The 19,518-nt window shown below is 49.4% G+C and carries 16 protein-coding genes; 1 reads left to right on the top strand and 15 read right to left on the bottom strand.

All coding sequences use genetic code 11. The annotated features are described in order from the left end of the window. Nucleotides 1-6: 6 nt before the first annotated feature. The 13 genes from rlmN to AC58QG_RS00640 form a co-directional block, all read right to left on the bottom strand. Complete coding sequence (gene rlmN / locus AC58QG_RS00700; protein ID WP_497359842.1) at nucleotides 7-1,077, bottom strand: dual-specificity RNA methyltransferase RlmN; 1,071 nt, start codon at nucleotides 1,075-1,077, stop codon at nucleotides 7-9. Between the two features lie 79 nt (nucleotides 1,078-1,156). Continuing rightward, nucleotides 1,157-2,617, bottom strand: a complete 1,461-nt coding sequence (rsmB, locus tag AC58QG_RS00695; RefSeq protein ID WP_497359840.1) for a 16S rRNA (cytosine(967)-C(5))-methyltransferase RsmB — start codon at nucleotides 2,615-2,617, stop codon at nucleotides 1,157-1,159. Nucleotides 2,618-2,693: 76 nt separating this feature from the next. Beyond that, a complete protein-coding gene (fmt, locus tag AC58QG_RS00690) occupies nucleotides 2,694-3,626 on the bottom strand; it encodes a methionyl-tRNA formyltransferase (RefSeq protein ID WP_497362748.1) in 933 nt (310 codons plus the stop codon). Between the two features lie 11 nt (nucleotides 3,627-3,637). Next, a complete protein-coding gene (def, locus tag AC58QG_RS00685) occupies nucleotides 3,638-4,120 on the bottom strand; it encodes a peptide deformylase (protein ID WP_497359838.1) in 483 nt (160 codons plus the stop codon). Nucleotides 4,121-4,160: 40 nt separating this feature from the next. Then, nucleotides 4,161-6,674 carry a primosomal protein N' gene (gene priA, locus AC58QG_RS00680; protein WP_497362747.1) on the bottom strand — a complete coding sequence of 838 codons (2,514 nt, stop codon included), beginning with the start codon at nucleotides 6,672-6,674 and terminating at the stop codon, nucleotides 4,161-4,163. Next, nucleotides 6,674-7,897, bottom strand: a complete 1,224-nt coding sequence (gene coaBC / locus AC58QG_RS00675) for a bifunctional phosphopantothenoylcysteine decarboxylase/phosphopantothenate--cysteine ligase CoaBC (protein WP_497359836.1) — start codon at nucleotides 7,895-7,897, stop codon at nucleotides 6,674-6,676. Before coaBC ends, priA begins: the two co-directional genes overlap by 1 nt. 68 nt (nucleotides 7,898-7,965) lie before the next feature. After that, nucleotides 7,966-8,193 (bottom strand): DNA-directed RNA polymerase subunit omega, encoded by a 228-nt coding sequence (gene rpoZ, locus AC58QG_RS00670; protein ID WP_056612362.1) that lies wholly within the window; start codon nucleotides 8,191-8,193, stop codon nucleotides 7,966-7,968. Continuing rightward, on the bottom strand, nucleotides 8,194-8,832 hold the full coding sequence (gene gmk, locus AC58QG_RS00665) for a guanylate kinase (RefSeq protein ID WP_056612367.1): 639 nt from the start codon (nucleotides 8,830-8,832) through the stop codon (nucleotides 8,194-8,196). Then, complete coding sequence (gene remA, locus AC58QG_RS00660) at nucleotides 8,822-9,082, bottom strand: extracellular matrix/biofilm regulator RemA (RefSeq protein ID WP_009672664.1); 261 nt, start codon at nucleotides 9,080-9,082, stop codon at nucleotides 8,822-8,824. The genes gmk and remA overlap by 11 nt, the downstream gene beginning before the upstream one ends. A 34-nt stretch (nucleotides 9,083-9,116) precedes the next feature. Then, nucleotides 9,117-10,001 carry a YicC/YloC family endoribonuclease gene (locus AC58QG_RS00655; protein WP_497362746.1) on the bottom strand — a complete coding sequence of 295 codons (885 nt, stop codon included), beginning with the start codon at nucleotides 9,999-10,001 and terminating at the stop codon, nucleotides 9,117-9,119. Nucleotides 10,002-10,030: 29 nt separating this feature from the next. Next, entirely contained in the window at nucleotides 10,031-11,905 is a 1,875-nt protein-coding gene (locus AC58QG_RS00650; RefSeq protein ID WP_497359834.1) for a bifunctional homocysteine S-methyltransferase/methylenetetrahydrofolate reductase, read from the bottom strand. Between the two features lie 16 nt (nucleotides 11,906-11,921). After that, nucleotides 11,922-12,761, bottom strand: a complete 840-nt coding sequence (gene dapF / locus AC58QG_RS00645) for a diaminopimelate epimerase (RefSeq protein WP_497359832.1) — start codon at nucleotides 12,759-12,761, stop codon at nucleotides 11,922-11,924. 164 nt (nucleotides 12,762-12,925) lie between these two features. Continuing rightward, on the bottom strand, nucleotides 12,926-15,730 hold the full coding sequence (locus AC58QG_RS00640; RefSeq protein ID WP_497359830.1) for a calcium-translocating P-type ATPase, SERCA-type: 2,805 nt from the start codon (nucleotides 15,728-15,730) through the stop codon (nucleotides 12,926-12,928). A 226-nt stretch (nucleotides 15,731-15,956) separates the two neighbouring features. Here AC58QG_RS00640 and AC58QG_RS00635 point away from each other — a divergent pair, with 226 nt between their 5' ends. Next, nucleotides 15,957-17,711: an Rqc2 family fibronectin-binding protein gene (locus AC58QG_RS00635; protein ID WP_497359828.1), complete on the top strand. Its 1,755-nt coding sequence runs from the start codon at nucleotides 15,957-15,959 to the stop codon at nucleotides 17,709-17,711. 62 nt (nucleotides 17,712-17,773) lie between these two features. Here AC58QG_RS00635 and galU read toward each other — a convergent pair whose 3' ends face one another. Together galU and AC58QG_RS00625 are read right to left on the bottom strand one after the other, a co-directional pair. After that, nucleotides 17,774-18,652 (bottom strand): UTP--glucose-1-phosphate uridylyltransferase GalU, encoded by an 879-nt coding sequence (galU, locus tag AC58QG_RS00630; protein WP_497359826.1) that lies wholly within the window; start codon nucleotides 18,650-18,652, stop codon nucleotides 17,774-17,776. Beyond that, a complete protein-coding gene (locus tag AC58QG_RS00625) occupies nucleotides 18,649-19,506 on the bottom strand; it encodes a PHP domain-containing protein (RefSeq protein ID WP_497359824.1) in 858 nt (285 codons plus the stop codon). Before AC58QG_RS00625 ends, galU begins: the two co-directional genes overlap by 4 nt. Nucleotides 19,507-19,518 lie beyond the last annotated feature (12 nt).

The raw sequence follows: 19,518 nt of genomic DNA, 5'->3' as shown, positions 1-19,518 counted from the left end.
CTCACCTCATTTAGTGCTCTCCATATGCTTCGCTCGCAATTGTCCGCAGGCAGCCGCAATATCACTACCTTGTTCACGGCGTATGGTGGCATTAATTTTGCCCTTCTCCAGAATACGTTGGAAGGTAAAAATATCATCTCTCGGTGTACGCTTGAAATCACGTTCAGCCACAAAGTTGACAGGAATCAGATTCACGTGGCTGAGCGGCATGTCTTTCAAGACAAGCGCCAGCTCTTCCGCATGCTCAGGCTGGTCATTCACTTCACCCATAAGGGCATACTCAAACGTAATCCGTCTGCCCGTTTTTGCAATGTAGTACTTACAAGCTTCGATGAGATCAACGAAAGGGAACCTGCGATTAACAGGCATTAGCTTCGATCGCAGCGCATCATTCGGCGCATGAATCGAAATCGCCAAATTCACTTGCAAATTCTCATCCGCGAACTTATAAATGTTCGGTACGATTCCACTCGTGGATACCGTGATGTGACGCTGCCCGATATTCAATCCTTTCGGGTGAATCATGACACGCAGGAAATTCATGGTCGCTTCATAATTTTCGAAAGGCTCACCAATCCCCATGATCACGATGGAGGAGATACGCTCTCCCGTCTCATCAAGCAATTTCTGCGCTTTCACAACCTGAGCGACAATCTCGCCTGGTCGTAAATCCCGCTTCAACCCGCCTAAGGTGGATGCACAGAATGTACAGCCAACTCGACAGCCAACTTGGGTTGTCACGCAAATACTGTTGCCGTAATTATGCTTCATCACAACGGTTTCGATAGCGTTCTTATCTTCAAGCTCAAACAAGAACTTGACCGTGCCATCTTGGGATTGATACTTGGCAATCTCGGACAGCGTAACGAACTCAAACTGATCCTTCAGCTTGTCACGAAGTGTTTTCGGTAAATTCGACATCTCATCGAAGCTGAAAACGCGTTTAATATATAACCAGTCAAAAATTTGACCGGCACGGAACGCGGACTCCCCGTTGTCTTTGACCCAACTTTGCCACTCATCCCAATTTAAATCATAAACAAATGGTTTCTCTTTCTCATACGGCTTCAAACCCACTTTTATCACAACCTGTTGTTATTTCGTCTATTTTAAAATATTTTAACACAAAGCAGGAACGAACACACGTCCCTGTCTGTTACACGTCACGCTTACGCAGCCGAGCGATAAAAAAACCGTCCGAATGGAACTGCTGCGGCAAAATTTGCACCATACCCGACGCAGCAGCTTCCGGGTCAATACCCGTGAATACATCCGCTGGCAGCGGAGCTAGCTCGAACTCGCTGCGTTCCGCGAGGAAGCGCTCGACCATGCCCTCATTCTCCGCTTGTTCAATCGTGCACGTGCTGTATACAAGCACACCGCCTGGCTTGAGCAATCGGTGTATACGGCTCAGAATCGCGTACTGCGTTTCGCTGATCGCTTCGATCTCCGCCTCCTGCTTCGCCCATTTGAGATCCGGCTTGCGGCGAATAACCCCAAGGCCAGAGCAAGGTGCATCAAGAAGGATGCGGTCGAAGGACTCGGCCGCAAAATGCTCATCCAGCTTCGCAGCATCCATCACGAGCGTCTGAATCGACGATAGTCCCAGACGCTCCGCTTGATCTGCGATTAATTTCTGCTTGTGCTCATGCAGATCACAAGCCCAAATCTGACCCACATCGTCCATCTTCTCCGCGATGTGGGCGGTCTTGCCGCCAGGGGCGGCGCAGCAGTCCAGCACCTTCATGCCTAGACGCGGATCAAGAGCTTCGGCGACGAGCATCGAGCTCTCGTCTTGAATCGAGAAGTCCCCTTGCTGGAAGCCGGGGACTAACGCCATGTTCCCGGCCCCCTGCACAAGGATGCCGGCCGGGGCCAGCTCTGACGCTTCCGCGCTGAGGCCGCTAGCTTGGAGCTGCTCCAGCAGCTCCAAGCGGCTGCGCCGCCTCGCGTTCGCGCGGATGCTCACGTGCGGCGGCTCGTTGTTCGCCGCACAGATCTGTTCCGTCAGCTCAGGGCCGAGCTGACGGATCCACCGGCGCACGAGCCATTCCGGATGAGAATGGCTCAGTGCGATGCGCTTTACGTCGCCGAGCGCAGCCGGCAGCGTGAGCTCGTCCTTGCTGCGGATGATCGCGCGCAGCACGCCGTTAACCATGCCCGAGATGCCTTGGTGGCCTCGGCGCTTTGCGATATTGACCGCTTCGCTCACAACCGCATGGTCAGGGATGCGGTCCAAATAATGCAGCTGATAAAAGCTCAGCCGCAGCAGGCACCTCACCCAGGGCTCCAGCTTCGCGAGCCCTTTGCTGACGAATCGCTCTAAGAAAAAGTCGATCGTATTCTGCCGTCCAATCGTACCATACACAAGCTCAGTAGCCAGACCGGCGTCCGCTCGCTCCAGCGCATGCTTTTGTAATACTTGATTCAGAAGCAGATTACTATAAGACTGATTTTCTTCAACTCGTATAAGTACATCCAGTGCCGCATCACGGGCAGAACGCTTAACAGCGCTGCTCTTCGCAGCGCCCGAGGATGATTTTGGTGCAGAGGGCTTGCTGCCTCTCTGCGAATTCGTATGTCCGTTTTGCGGACGCTTGGGTTTAGTCGTAGACAAAATCAAAGACCTCATTTTTTTCGTGGCATTGTTAATTGATTTACACGTAATTCCTTTTTAAACGAGCCAAACCTCGTTACCCGTTCCCCAGTACCGTACCCGCAGGAATTTGCGCTCCGCGAATAAATTCAGATACAGGCATCGCCTTTTTACCAGCAGGTTGAATCTCCGTTAGCCACAATGTGCCTGCTCCCGTCATGACTTCAATCCCTTGCTCGCTGCAGCTAAGCACAGTTCCTGGCGCTGCGCCAGACCGCTCCTGGCCTGCTAGCGTCGGCTTCAAGCTCGCCCTTACCTTCAGCACATCTCCATTCCAGAACGTGTAAGCGCCAGGATCTGGGCTCAACCCTCTAATGTGATTCCACAGCTCCGTTGCAGAACGTGACCAGTCTAATAGCTCATCTTCCCTACGAATATTAGGTGAATAGATGGCATCAGCCTCATTCTGAGGAACAGCCTCAATCTGGCCAGCCAATAGATCGGGCAGCGTCCGCTTCAGCAAATCAGCCCCAGCAATACTCAGCTTGTCAAACAACATCCCTGTTGTATCCGTGTCCTCAATCGGAAGTTCAACACGCGAGATCATGTCTCCCGTATCCAGTCCAACCGCCATATACATGATGGTAACGCCTGTTTCAGCCTCACCTCGCATGACAGCATGATGAATCGGCGCTCCCCCCCGATATTTCGGAAGCAGCGATGCGTGAATATTGATGCAGCCATACTTAGGCAAATCTAACACCGACTTCGGTAAAATTTGACCATAAGCCGCTGTTACGATTAAATCTGGAGCAAGCTGGCGGATCTGCTCTACGGAATCTGCTTCACGCAGCTTCACTGGTTGAAGCACCGGAATGCCATGCTTCTCTGCCTCTACCTTCACTGGTGTCGGCGTAAGGACGCGTTTGCGTCCCTTCGGCCGATCCGGCTGTGTGACTACCGTAGTCACGTTATAGCCTTCCTCCAAGAGTGCCCGCAAGGAGGGTACTGCAAAATCCGGTGTGCCCATGAAAATTATGTTCACTCTTCTTCTTCCTCTTCATCGGCTGTATAGGTTTTGACGGCAAGATCCGTAAACAATACGCCATTCAAGTGGTCAATCTCATGGAAAATACAACGTGCCAATAGCTCAGAGCCCGTCACTTCAATCGGATTTCCATCACGATCTTGCCCTTTCGCCGTTACGTTCATCGCACGAAGCACATCGCCACGAAGACCAGGAATGCTCAAACAGCCTTCAGGGCCCATTTGCTCACCGCTGGATACGACGATCTCTGGGTTCACCATTTCGATCAATCCGCCGTGCTCTTCGCCGCAATCCATCACGATTACACGCTTCAGAATACCGATTTGTGGAGCAGCAAGACCCACGCCTTCCGCTTCATACATCGTATCTGCCATATCATCAAGCAATTTATGCAGATTGGCATTAAATTTCGTAACTGTGATTGCTTTCTCGCGCAGCACAGGATCTGGATCTTTAACAATAATACGAATAGCCATGAATGTGCACCTACCTTTAAGTCGTCTCGATTAGGGGGTATTACATCAAATATTGCGGGTCAACATCCACGCTTATTAGCAGCTTTTCTTTGGCTGAGCGTTCCTCAAACCAAGCTACTGTCTTCCCTACGATCTCTGCAGCTAAATCTTCCCCACGATATTTTACCACGCATTGGAATCGATATCTATCTTTGATTCGGGAAATAGGCGATGCAACAGGTCCCAACACATCAAAATGAAAGGATGAATCCATCGATACGGCTTCCGAAAACAAATCTACCTGCTGTCTCGTGTAAGGGAGGGCAATCTCTTTCAACCTTGTAACAAAGGCTTCCGCCATCCGCACCAAGAGCGGTACTTGTTCGTGTGAGAACGTAATTAAAATCAATCTTTGATAAGGCGGATAGCCTAAATTAGCACGAATATCCATCTCATGGTTCGCAAAAGCCACATAATCATGATGACTCGCATATTGCACGCTGTAATGCTCAGGTGTGTACGTTTGTACAAACACTTCCCCTTGCTTCTCGTGCCGTCCCGCTCGACCTGCAACTTGTGTTAAGAGCTGGAACGTCCTCTCAGCGGAGCGAAAATCAGGTATATTCAGCACGGTATCCGCCGCGATTACCCCAACTAAGGTAACATCGGGAAAATCCAACCCTTTTGCCACCATCTGCGTCCCCAAAAGAACATCCGCCTGTTTCTCGCGAAACATCGTCAACCATTTCTCATGTGAGCCTTTTTCAGTCGTTGTATCCACATCCATACGGATGACCCTAATGCCAGGAAAAATCTTACTAAGCTCTTCCTCAACCCGCTGCGTCCCTGTGCCAAAATGACGGATATGCTCGGATTGACAGCTCGGACACTCCGTCACCTCACGCTCCGCATAACCGCAATAATGACAACGCAACGCACGTGAGCTTTGGTGATACGTCAATGAAATGTCGCAATGCGGACACTGTGAAACGAAACCACACGTCCGGCACATCACGAATGTCGCGTAGCCACGTCGATTCAGCAACAATACCGTCTGTTCTTTCTTGTGTAACCGTTCTTCGATCGCTTTATACAAAGATCTGCTAAACATCGACCGATTGCCGGTTTTCAGCTCCTCACGCATATCCACAATCGTAACAGGCGGCATCGGTCTACTTGCAACGCGCTCCTTCATGGTCAGCAACGTAAAAAGAGATTTAGGTCGATCTCTCCTCCGTCTCGTTTTCTCCATGCTTTCCAAAGACGGTGTAGCCGAGCCCAGTACAACTACGGCATCTTGCTGTTTCGCCCTTTGAACAGCCACATCACGCGTATGATATTTGGGACTCTCTTCTTGCTTATAGGAGGATTCATGCTCTTCATCTATAATGATCAAGCCAATGTTCGTAAAAGGGGCAAAAATGGCCGAACGTGCGCCAATTACGACCTTTACATGCTTGCGTGTAATTTTACGCCACTCATCGTATCGCTCGCCATTGGACAATCGGCTATGCAGAACCGCAACCAGGTCGCCGAAACGCCCTTTGAACCGCTCCACCATTTGCGGCGTCAATGAAATTTCCGGCACAAGCACAATGGCTTCCTTATCCATATCCAAGCATTGCTGAATGGATTGCAGGTATACCTCTGTCTTGCCGCTTCCCGTCACGCCATGCAGCAGAAACACTTCATGTCGATCTTCAGCCACCGCATCGCGAATAGGGGCAAACACGCCGCTCTGCTCCTCCGTCAGAGTAAGCGGCTTCGTCCGTTCAAAAGCACGCCCCATATACGGGTCGCGCATCACTTCCACCTCGCGCAGCTCAATCCAGCCGCGATCCGCTAAGCTTTTAACCGTGCTCGCTCCGACCTCGACTGTTTCCATCAGCTCCGTCAATCGAATGGTGTGCGGATGCTCGATCAAATATCGAAGTACATCCTTCTGCTTGTTCGCTCTGGCTGGAAGCTCGGCAAGCGCCTCTTCCAAGCCATGACCACCTGCTGGTGGAAATACGGTTAACGCCTTTTTGGCATTCATCCGATCCTTCACTAGCTGCACTTCTGCAAGCCTACCCGTTGACAACAGCTCTTTGATCAGAGCGCCTTCCTTCGAAAAACGCTCCAACAAGACGTCCATGGAAACCGATTCTTTACTCTTCACAAAGCTAATAATAGCTTCAATATCTGGCATGTCTAGAAAGGATTGATCCTCAGATTCTTCCCCTACGATAATCACACGCTCATATTTCGCTTTAAGTGCTGCAGGAAGCATCGCCTGCAGAGCAGTTACTTCATGACACATATACATACGACTGATCCAGCGTCCAAGACTGACAAGTTCACTCGTCAAGGGCGGGACGAGATCCAACACATTTTGAATCGGCTTGATGCGCTTCGCGTCTACTTCCGTTTCGTCTTGCAGTGCAACCACAAAGCCTTGAAGAACACGAGGTCCAAAAGGTACGCCTACTCGGCTGCCGACTTCGACCCACTTGCTTAGAGAAGACGGCACTTCATAGTCGAAAGCCCGATTAGTTTGCTTAGCTGGGACATCGACAATGACTTTGGCGTACATCAGGATTCCCCCGCCGCCGCAGCCATTCGCTCTGCAGCAAGCTCCAGCAGCTTGCGTGCAACATCCCACTTGCTTTGTATAGGCAATGCTTGTACAAGCCCGTTCTGATCATAGAAGCGAACGACATTTGTATCCCCGCCAAAGCCAGCGCCCTCTTGAGACACATCGTTCCCTACGATAAGATCACAGTTTTTGCGCTTCAGCTTGTCCATCGCATGTTCATCCAAACGTTCTGTCTCCGCGGCAAACCCGATGACGAATTGATTCGCTGTTTTCAGCGTTCCGATTTCCTGCAAAATATCGGGATTCTTAATCAGCTCCAACGTCAAGGAATCGGCTTTCTTTTTGATTTTCTGCTCGGCGACAACTGCCGGACGGTAATCGGCAACTGCAGCTGCTTTAATGATGAGTTGGCTTTCTGCGAGCCGGCTTATCACCGCTTCACGCATATCCAGCGCAGACTGCACCCGCACGAGTTGCACACCTTCGGGTACAGGTAGCGCCGAGGGCCCCGATACCAACGTCACGTTGGCTCCCATGCGAACCGCTTCTGACGCGATCGCATAGCCCATTTTGCCTGAAGAGTCATTGGTCAAATAACGAACGGGATCTAGACGTTCTACCGTACCTCCGGCCGTCACTAAGACGCGCTTACCTGATAAGCGGCCTGCTTCCCCTTGAAAATGCCGCTCAACCGCGGCAAAAATCTCCTCCGGCTCGGCAAGACGCCCCTTGCCCACATACCCACAGGCTAGTTGCCCTTCGCCAGGCTCAATGAAACGTACGCCGCGACGGAGCAATGTCTCCATGTTCGTCTGTACGGCTGGATTCGCGTACATATGTACATTCATCGCAGGCGCCACCCAGATCGGTGCCATAGTTGCAAGCAATGTGGTGCTTAGCATGTCATCGCCTAGCCCTAATGCTAGCTTGCCGATCGTATTGGCCGTAGCCGGGGCAATCAGCACGAGATCCGCACTGTCCGCCAAATTGATATGAGACACGACTGCGGGATCCTTCTCATCGAAGGTATCGACAAAAACATGATGCCGCGACAAGGTTTGAAACGTTAACGGCGCAACGAATTGCACCGCAGAGCGTGTCATAATCACCCGCACAACAGCCCCAGCTTGTGTTAATTTACTCGTTAACGCCGCGGCCTTATAAGCCGCAATGCCTCCACAGACACCGAGCACAATCGTTTTGCCTTGCAATACACCCATGGGAATCCCCTTTCGAAATGCCAAATGAGAAAAAAATAACAACCACGAGGGTTGTTGGGTAAGGCTGTTTATTTCTTCGCGTATTTCTCGCTCTCGTTTGTGTTAATTTTCTCGTAACCGATGTAATTACCGTATAGTTCTTCTAACGCAACACCAACATGTTTGTGGGCCTTCTGGCCTTTCAAATCGGACTTTGCACCATCACGAAGGGATCTAGCTCTTTTGGAAGCTGCAACAACTAAGGAGTACTTGCTGTCCACGATATCAAGCAGTTTATCAATTGAAGGGTATAACATTCAATTCACCTCATCCATCCATTGTACGATTTTGGGAAACATACGATCTTTTTTGCAATGCTCAGCTGCTAAAATGGCTTGAATCTTAGCGCATGCGGTATCCACATGATCATTTACAATTGCATAATCATAGTGTTCCATTAAACGAATTTCATCGATGGCCACGGACATCCGGCTGCGAATCACTTCGTCTGTTTCCGTGCCCCGTGTTACAATGCGATTCTCAAGCTCATCCAGAGATGGCGGCAGCAAGAAGATAAATACACCTTCGTCAAACTTCTGTTTGACCTGAAGTGCACCCTGCACCTCAATCTCCAAAATAACATCGTGACCTGAACGCAGTGTTTCTTCAACAAAACGTCTTGGCGTTCCGTAGAAGTTCCCTACATATTCAGCCCATTCCAGCACTTCATCGGTTTCAATTAACTGCTGAAACTGCTCACGCGTTTTGAAAAAATAATTAACGCCATCTACTTCACCTTGTCTAGGAGAACGTGTTGTCGCAGATACCGAATAGACAATATCCGGAGCAACCTTACGCAGTGCCGCACAAACCGTGCCTTTGCCGACACCAGAAGGTCCGGATAAAACAATCAGAATACCTCTCTCACGCTCAAGAGTGTTCGTATTACTCGTCATGATCATCGTCCTTATTCGAAAGTCTATGCGCTACCGTCTCTGGTTGTACTGCCGACAAAATCACATGATCGCTGTCCGTGATAATAACGGCACGGGTTCTTCTACCATATGTAGCGTCAATCAGCATGTGACGATCACGCGCTTCTTGAATGATTCTCTTGATCGGAGCCGATTCTGGACTCACAATCGAGATAATTCGGTTCGCCGATACGATGTTGCCGAACCCGATATTGATTAATTTGATAGCCATCTAGGACTTCCTCCTCGCGAAGCGCATGCAAGCTTCACTCGATATTCTGTATTTGTTCCCGCATTTTCTCAAGCTCTGCTTTCATCGCAATCACTCTCGCCGTAGGCTCGGCATGATTCGACTTGGATCCGATCGTGTTCACTTCCCGATTCATTTCTTGAATCAAAAAGTCCAGCTTTCGGCCAACAGGCTCTTTGTCTGAAAGTAAACCTTCACATTGCCCAAAATGACTCTTCAGACGAGTTAATTCCTCATCCACATTCGAACGATCTGCGAAGAGAGCAATCTCAGTCGCTAGGCGCTGCTCATCCACAGGTATCCCATCGAGAACGAGGGACTGAATGCGAATTGTCATCTTCGTCGCATACTCCTGAACCACTTGAGGAGCAAGTGCTTCTAACTCGATATGAATTCGCTTCATCTCGGCTAGCCGTTCACGAATATCCAGCTCTAAGAATTCACCTTCGCGGTGTCTCATCGCGGAGAGCTGCGCGACAGCCTCCTGTAAACAGGCGCATAGCTCCTGTTCAATCTCGTCATCTGGCTCTTGACGAACATCCTTCATTTGAATCAGCTCAGGAAGTCTCAATAAATCTTTGAGCTCCACCTGGCCCGCGATCCCATACCGCTGCTTCAACTGCTCAGCTGCTTCCAGATAAGCATCTGCCAAAGCAAAATTAACCGTTACGTTCTTCGGGGAAGCCGCTTCACGTTCTGCCGTGATAAAGACGTCTACACGTCCTCGCTTCACAGCTTGCAATACCGTTTTCTTCAAAGCGTCCTCGAAAGCCGCCCATTCCTTAGGCAAACGAATCGACACTTCACTATACCTATGATTGACCGATTTCACATCGATAAACACGTTGTATCCCGCAAAAGAACGATTCGCTTGTCCGAACCCGGTCATACTGCAAATCATTCTAATCACATCCATTACCCTATTTTAATTCATTTTGAAAGTGGGTACAAGTGGAAATCATGCCTTTTCGACTTTTCCCACACATAGTTCGTCAGATCTACGCACATTTCATAGGCCAAAAAGGGAGTCATTAAATAAATACCATTAAAGTATTGCATCGCCGTATCCAATAGTTCTTTGGCAATTTCCACACCCATCGCACGACCTTCAGGACCCTTCAACCCGTCCATTCGTGCCCTCACTTCATCGGACAATCGAATACCGGGAACCTCATTGTGCAGGTATTCCGCATTGCCACCACTAGCCAGCGGTGCGATACCAATGAAAATAGGAATTTGCAAATGCTTGGTCGCTTCATAAATCTGTTCAATGAGCTTTGCGTCATACACGGGCTGCGTCATGATATAATCTGCGCCTGCCTCAATTTTGCGCTCCAAGCGCTGAACAGCTTTATCTAAATGCTTCACATTTGGATTGAACGCCGCACCTACTACGAAATTAGCCTTCTGTTTCAAAGGTTTACCGGAGAAGGCGATGCCTTCGTTGAGCTGTTTGATCATCCGAATAATTTCGAATGAGGTGAGATCGTACACAGAGCTGGACCCGGGGAGATCGCCAAACTTGGCGGGATCGCCGGTCACGGCCAGCACGTGGTCTATCCCTAGCGCGTGCAAGCCCATGAGATGGGACTGCGTCCCAATCATGTTGCGGTCACGACACGCGATGTGAATAAGCGGACGCGCGCCCAGACGCTCCTGCACGAGGTAGCCGAGGGCCAGGTTGCTCATGCGCGTCACAGCAAGGGAATTGTCGGCCATCGTAATGGCGTCGACATGCGCCTCCTGCAGGGCTTTCGACCCCTGCATGAACTTCTCGATGTCGAGATCCTTCGGAGGATCCAGCTCGACAATGACGGTTTTGCGCTGCTTCACGATCTCCAGCAGCGATGGTATGCCCGCCGGCGGCGCAGGCTTCGCCGGTGCCGGCTCGATCACGATCGCAGCAGCTCCCGCTGGGGCTGCGCCCGGCGCAGCAGGCACGTAGCCCTGCAGCGCCTTCGCTACAGCGGCGATGTGCTCTGGCGTCGTGCCGCAGCAGCCGCCGATGATGCGCGCGCCCAAATCCGCAAAGCGCAGCGCGCTTTCAGCGAAGTACTTCGGCGTCGCCGCATACGTATAGTGCCCGTCTACGTAGTCGGGCAATCCTGCGTTCGGAAACGCAGAGAACGGAACGCCAGGAATGGGCGCGATTTTCTCCATCGAACGCAAAATGCCGTTCGGGCCGACGCGGCAGTTAAAGCCGATCACATCAGCGCCTTCGTCACGCAACCGAAGGAAGGCTTCTTGCAGCGGTACGCCATCTTGCGTACTGCCTGTGCCTTCATTGGCAAACTGGCAGATCACAGGAATTCCGCTCATACTGCGGATAATCCGCAAAGCTAGCTGCAGCTCTTCCAAATCATAGAAAGTTTCCAGCATTAACCCATCCACAGGTGAGTCTAACAGGACGCCGATTTGCTCCCGAAGCGACGCCTCCACATCGGCAGTCCGTACATTTTTGCGCTTACCAGCACGAATAGAGCCGATTGCACCCACCACATAAGCATCGTCTCCAACAGCATTCCGAGCTAACTCAACACCAGCACGGTTAATGGCTTCAACGTCGCCTTCCAATCCATACTTCGAAAGCTTCTCGCGATTCGCCGAAAACGTATTCGTTTCAATAAGACGAGCACCTGCCTCGAAATAACGGCGGTGCACGTCAGCGACCGTTTCGGGTCTAAGCAAATTCAATTCTTCATATGAAATGCCGACGGGAAATCCCATCTGATATAAGTATGTCCCCATAGCGCCGTCACCGGTCAAAATTTCCCGCTGCAGCGCTGCACGAAGATCCAATTTCATGCGTCATTTCCCCTATCTAACCGACATGTAGTTTGCCTGCAAACACTTCTTCCGCAGGTCCCGTCATATAGACGTGATTGTCCTCTTCCAGCCACTCAATGAACAAATCTCCACCCTTGAGTGAAACGGTCGCTTCACGATCCGATAAACCATTAAGCACAGAAGAAACTAGCGTAGCACACGCGCCCGTTCCGCAAGCAAGCGTTGGCCCAGCGCCTCGCTCCCAAACCCGCATATCCGTGTAAGCACGATCGCGAACGGTTGCGAATTCGACATTTATTTTACGTGGAAACATAGGATGCGCTTCAAGCTTAGGTCCCCATGTTGCCAAGTCAAAATTCACAGCATCCTCGACATAAATGACACAATGCGGGTTCCCCATGGACACCGCTGTGAAACGAAACGATCTGCCATCTACCTCTATCGGGTAATCGATCACTTCGTTGGCATCTACTGTCGTTGGCACCTGAAGTCCTTGCAAAATAGGCTCTCCCATGTCCACACGAGCGGTCACAACTTTGCCATCTTTCACATGTACTTGAACCTTCTGTACACCAGCACCAATGGTCTCAATCGTAATTTCTGTTGCATCAATTAACTTATGGTCGTACACATATTTGGAAACACAGCGGATCGCGTTGCCGCATTGCTCGGCCTCAGATCCATCCGAGTTGATAATGCGCATTTGAAAATCAGCCTTCTCCGAAGGAAGAATAAAGACGACGCCGTCAGCACCGATGCTAAAAAATCGGTTACACAGCTGAATTGCCAGCTGGTCAGCCCCGGCAGGCAACTCTTTCTCCCCGGCTACGACGATAAAGTCATTGCCAAGTCCATGCATTTTCGTAAAATTCATGTCAAGCACCCCTATGTGCGGTTTAGCCATTATCATAGCGTAAAATCGTCAGCATGCATAGCCCTACGAGCCCACAGTACGTCATAGTCTCTAAATCGCCATATCTTGCTTATCTGCAAAAAGACAGAGAAAAAGCCGCCTCACGGCAGCTCTTTCCATGTCCCTTATCTGAAGCTAGGTTTAGAAGATTTATTATACACAGATGAGCTCGGACCTCTTGAACCTTTGGTGCGTTTTGGCGATAACACGCTGCCTAAGCCCATAAAGAACGTCGGAATACCCGCTGCAACGAGAACGAGAATCCAGTCCTTCCAGCCGAGAGGAACGGTTTTGAAGATTGGTTGAAGCGCGTCAACATACATAACGCCGAGCATTAGAACGAGCGATGACAAAACAGCAAGAACTAAGTATTTATTTTGCAAAGGATTGCGGTGGAATATCGATCTTGAACTGCGGCAATCAAACACATGGATGAGCTGAGCCATAACGAGGGTCGCAAATGCGACACTTTGTGCTTTCAATAACGTATCTGCATCCGATGGGTTCACGCGTAATATGAGCCAGAAAGCCCCCAATGTACATACACCAATGAGCATGCCTCGGGAAATAATTTTCCAGCCTAAACGTCTTGCAAAAATACTTTCCTTCGCCGAGCGCGGCTTATGCTGCATTAAGTCTTTCTCTGCCTGATCCACACCAAGTGCCATTGCTGGCAGACCATCTGTGACCAAATTCACCCACAAAATCTGAATAGGCACGAGCGGAAGCGGAAGTCCCGCCATCATGGCGATAAACATCGTCATAATCTCGCCCACGTTAGACGCCAGCAAGTAACGAATGAATTTACGAATATTTTCATAAATACTGCGTCCCTCTTCAATCGCCGCAACGATCGTTGAGAAATTATCATCACTAAGAATTAAAGATGAGGCCTCTTTGGATACATCGGTTCCCGTAATCCCCATAGCAATCCCGATATCCGCTGCCTTAATCGCTGGCGCATCATTGACACCATCACCTGTCATGGCAACAACGTGTCCATTGCGTTGCAACGATTTAACAATTCTAAGCTTGTGCTCAGGGGATACCCGCGCATAGACGTAAGTATCATTGACTTTGGCATCGAGCTCATCATCCGAAAGCTGTCCGATCTGCTGACCGCTCATACTGACACCATTGGTTGGGATCATACCAAGCTGCTTCGCAATTGCTTCAGCCGTCGTTTGATGATCGCCGGTAATCATAACGGTCTTAATGCCCGCTTTGCGGCATTTGGAGATGGCTTCACGCACTTCCTTGCGCGGAGGATCAATCATACCGGTTAATCCTACGAAGACTAAGCCATTTTCAACATCCTCATGATCGTCAAACCGATCACTTGCTTTCAGCTCTTTATAAGCAATACCCAATACACGCAGCGCCGACTTGGCCATGCCTTCATTTGCTGAGATGACCTTTTGTTTCAGCGTTGAAGTGAATGGAATGACCTTACCGTCCCACAAAATGTAACTGCAATGCTGCAGCAATACATCCGGTGCCCCTTTCGTACAAGCCATGCGGCCATTCTCGGAGGACACCAGTACGGACATCCGTTTACGCTCCGAATCGAAAGGGAATTCGGCGATTCGTTTATATTTTTCACTTAGCGAAACTTGGGTAATCCCACTCTTTGCACTAAGAACCACTAAGGCTCCTTCAGTTGGATCCCCTTTTATATTCCAAATGGAGGCAGGTCCCTCTGTGCCCTCTTTGCCTTTCTTTCGCTTCGTTTCTTGTTTCTCTTCGATTAAGGTTGCGTTATTACAAAGAGCAGACACATGGAGCAGCTTTGAGAGGGAAGGATGCTTCTGCACATCCGTATGTTGACCACCCATTAGTATGTTACCAACCGGCGCATAACCGTCTCCAGTTACCTCTAGCACATCACCACCAACCCACAAATGAGTCACTGTCATTTTGTTCTGCGTCAGCGTTCCTGTTTTATCAGAGCATATAACGGAAGCACAACCTAGAGTTTCAACCGAAGGCAGTTTGCGAACGATAGCTTTCCGCTTAATCATCCGTTGCACACCGAGAGCTAGCGCAATGGTAACAATCGCTGGGAGCCCTTCCGGGATAGCAGCAACGGCTAAGCTGACGCCTGCCAAGAACATCGCATATGGTGGTTGTCCATGCATAATACCAGCTACAACAACAAGAATCGTCAAGGCAATGGCAACGATAATTAAGATTTTACCCAACTGCTCCAAGCGATGCTGCAAAGGGGTTTCCATGGATTCGGTATTTTGAATGAGATCCGCGATTTTGCCCATTTCTGTGCTCATCCCAATTCGAACAACAACCGCTTTCGCAGTGCCCCGAGAAACCATCGTGCCCATGAAGCCCAAATTGCGTTGATCACCAAGCGGAACTTCCTCGTGAGGAATTGAAGCCGTGGTTTTACTGACGGCAATCGATTCCCCGGTTAGCGCAGACTCCTCGATATAGACGCCATTCGTCTCCAGAAAGCGGACATCCGCTGGGACTCTATCGCCGCTCTCCAGAAATACAATATCACCTGGAACCAGATCACGAGCCGGAATTTGATGTACAGCCCCTTCTCTCCAAACATTCGCATTAGGCGCAGACAGCTCTTTCAGTGCACGTAAGGATCGCTCCGCTCGAAACTCCTGTGTAAAACCCAAAATCCCATTCATCACAATAATGACGACGATGGTAATCGCATCTAAATATTCACCTAGCAAGCCGGAAATTAGAGTAGCCCCCAATAATACCAGCACCATGAAATCTTTAAATTGATTCAACAGCAGTGTGATTGGCGATACACGCTGCCCTTCTGAGAGCTCGTTTCGCCCTACCTCCGCTTGTCGTTTCCAAGCTTCTTCCCAGGGCAATCCTTGCTGCATATTCACCTGCTGTAACTGCAAGACATCCTCCGAGTTCAACTGGTACCACTTATTCTGACTCATCCGCCCTTCTCCCTCCTACATCCACTTGATCTTGTCTCACACTTATACGTATTTGTATTCAGACAAGCAGGAAAATATCCCTGAAATCATCTTTCCTTCCCAGAGCCCCTTAAGTTTTTGTGAAAAGTATGGCATCATAGAGATTAGCAACGTTGTCAACCACGGAACTGGTTGCGAGATAAGTCGCAAATGACAACTAGCCCCAAAGAATGGAGTTGTATGCATCATGGCTTTAGACGGACTCGTCCTTCATGCAATTGTTCACGAGCTTCAAATGTATGTGGGAGGCCGCATTAATAAAATTCATCAACCTAGCGAAAATGACATCGTACTGCAAATTCGCACCCAAAGGCAGAACGTGAAGCTGCTGCTTTCTGCTAACCCTACATATCCACGGGTTCAAACAACAGAACAAGTATCTATAAATCCTATGGATGCTCCCATGTTCTGTATGCTGCTTCGCAAGTATTGCGAGAGCGGCGTCATTGAGGCCGTAGAGCAAATTGGTATGGAACGGGTGATTCGTTTCCAGATTCGTCATCGTGACGAATTAGGCGATGTCTCCCTCAAGTATATTATTGTGGAAATCATGGGGCGGCACAGCAATATCATTCTTCTCGACCCTGAAACAGAAACGATACTAGATGGCATTCATCATGTCACACCTGCGATTAGCTCCTATCGCGTTGTCATGCCAGGAAGCAAATATGTGGCGCCACCGGAGCAGGATAAGCAAAATCCACTAGAGGTCGATGCTGAAGCATTTGCGCAAGCGCTAGTTGATACGCAGTCTGATGAGGAAAATGCACCGCCAGTTAAACCTGAGCAACAATTGGTTGCAGCATTCAGCGGACTTAGCCCGCTGATCGCCAAGGAAATTGTGTATCGCAGCATGAAGGGAAAAGCGGCAGCTGACCCATCCTCACTATGGCAAGCATTCAGCGAACTCATGACGGCCATACGTGAGGATCGCTACGAACCAGTTATTGTAGAGCAAGAAACGACCGGCAAGCTGAGCTTTGCGATGACACCACTCACGCATATCAGCGGTACGACGAAATCTTATCCAACGCCAAGCGCGTGTTTGGAACAATTTTATGGCGACAAGGCCGAACGAGATACGGTTAAGCAACGTGTATCCGATCTATTGAAATTTTTACAAAATGAAGTAAATAAAAATGTTAAAAAACTGGAAAAACTCCAAGATACGATTGAAGACTCCAAAGATGCGGATAAATTTCGAATCCAAGGTGAGCTATTAACCGCCTCCCTACATACGATTAAGAAAGGCGACAAGGAAGTCCAAGCTATCAATTACTACGATGAGGATCAGGCTATGATCACGATCACCTTGGACCCGCTCCTTGGACCTGCGGAAAACGCACAGCGCTATTTTAAAAAATACAGTAAATTGAAGAACAGCACGGCAATCGTTGAGGAGCAAATTACCCAAACACATCAAGAAATTACATACCTCACAACCCTGCTCCAGCAGTTGAGTGTCGCATCCTTGCCGGATATTGAAGAGATTCGCGATGAGCTTATGGAGCAAGGTTATGTGCGTGACCGCAACAAGAAGCAGCGCAAGAAAAAGAAAAAAGATAAGCCCGCTTTAGCCTGCTACGAATCCAGCGAGGGCGTGCCTATCTATGTAGGGAAAAATAATACGCAAAACGAATATCTGACGAATCGCCTTGCCTCTTCCATGGATACATGGCTGCACACAAAGGATATTCCTGGCTCTCACGTCGTCATACGGGGCGAATTCAGTGACACCACCTTGCTTGAAGCAGCGCAGTTAGCCGCTTACTTCAGTCAAGCCAAAAATTCCAGTCAAGTTCCTGTGGATTACACAACGATCAAGCATGTCCATAAGCCAAACGGCTCGAAGCCCGGATTTGTGATTTACGTGAATCAGAAGACCCTTTATGTAACGCCGGAAGAGGAAGAAATCAAGCAAATGAAAGTAACGATCAAATAAACATGCCAAAAAACCTATCGGGATCCTAGATCTCGATAGGTTTTTCAACTTACTCTAAGCTATTACACGTCCCATTGCTTAATTAATGAAAGTAAATAGGCCTTTACTTGCTCTTGCAAATCCGGACGCTGTAAGGCGAGCTCAATCGTAGCTTCAATATACCCCAGCTTGTCCCCTACATCATACCGCTTCGCTTGCATAAGATAGGCAGCCATCTGTTGCTCCTTATTCAGTACACGCAAAGCGTCCGTTAATTGAATTTCGCCACCGCGACCTGGCTCTTGACGCTCAAGTATGCGGAAGATTTCTGGCATAATAATATAACGGCCGATTACCGCTAAATTCGATGGCGCCTGATCACGATCCGGCTTCTCTACCAAATCCTCAATCAAGCGATAGTTCGCGTAGCTGGTCGCAGGAGAGATAATACCGTACTTACTGACATCGGCCCAAGGCACCTCTTGAACCGCAATGACGGAGGTTTCCGTTTGCTCATAAATATCCATCATCTGTTTAAGCCCTGGCGGAGAAGATTGGAGAATATCATCACCAAGCAGAACGGCGAACGGCTCATCTCCGATAAATTTGCGCGCACAGAGAATGGCATGACCTAAGCCAAGCGGCTGCTTCTGACGGATGTAGTGAACATCCGCTAGGTTAGATACCGACTTCACAATCTCCAGTAGTTGGGTACTCCCTTTTTCTTCAAGCATCATCTCAAGCTCGACGGATTTGTCAAAATGATCCTCGATTGCGCGCTTGTTACGCCCTGTAACAATGATAATATCCTCAATACCGGACTCAATCGCTTCTTCAACAATGTATTGAATCGCTGGTTTATCCACAATGGGCAGCATTTCCTTGGGCTGCGCTTTGGTTGCGGGCAAGAAACGAGTACCTAGTCCCGCCGCGGGAATAATGGCTTTCCGAATTTTCTTCATGAACGTTCCTCCTTCAATGACTGTAAAAGCTCCACGACATCCATTCCGATGCGTTTCGAACCGATAGCTGCGTGGAAAGCAACATCACCACGTACACCATGGAAATCGGAGCCTGCGGTAATCAACAACCCCTTGCGCTCAGCAAGAAGCCTATATCTTTCTTCATCTTCTGAAGAATGATCGGCATGATACACTTCAATCCCGTCTACTCCCTGTGAGGTAATGACCTCAACCAAGGCGTCATCATGATAAATGCCAGGGTGTGCAAGCACAGCTTTGCCTCCAGCCTCATGAATCCAAGTAATCGCCGTAGCAGGCTCAATACGAGGTGGATTGGCGTATGCAGCAGCTCCAGTGGCCAAATAGCGATCGAAAGCTTCCGTGATCGTACTCACATAGCCTTTGTTCACGAGCACAGCAGCAATATGCGGTCGCCCTACCGTGTCCCCTTTGCGCTTCACATTCGCAACTTCTTTCAAGACTTCCTCCATCGTAATTTGGATGCCCAGCTCCTGTAACCGCGCTATAATCATCTCATTACGAGTATCCCTTGTTTCCCTTAAAGAGGACAATCGCTGTAGAAATCGTTCATCTTCAATGTTCATATAGTAACCAAGAATATGAATATCTTGGCCATTCGCAACCGTTGATATTTCTACCCCAGGGACAACGACAATGCCAAGCTCCAAGCCTGCCTCCAGCGCTTCCGCTACCCCTGAAATGGTATCATGATCAGTAATCGCTATCGCACCTAGCCCTGCATCTAGCGCCATTTGGACATTCGCTCTCGGTGATTGCGTCCCGTCCGAAGCCGTTGTATGTGAATGTAAGTCTGCTTCCCTTCGATTCCCCATAGTTTCCTCCAT

This window comes from Paenibacillus sp. J22P169 (genome assembly GCF_059691995.1).
Note: the sequence above shows the minus strand (reverse complement) of the source record. Positions and strands in the feature narration are given on the sequence as shown.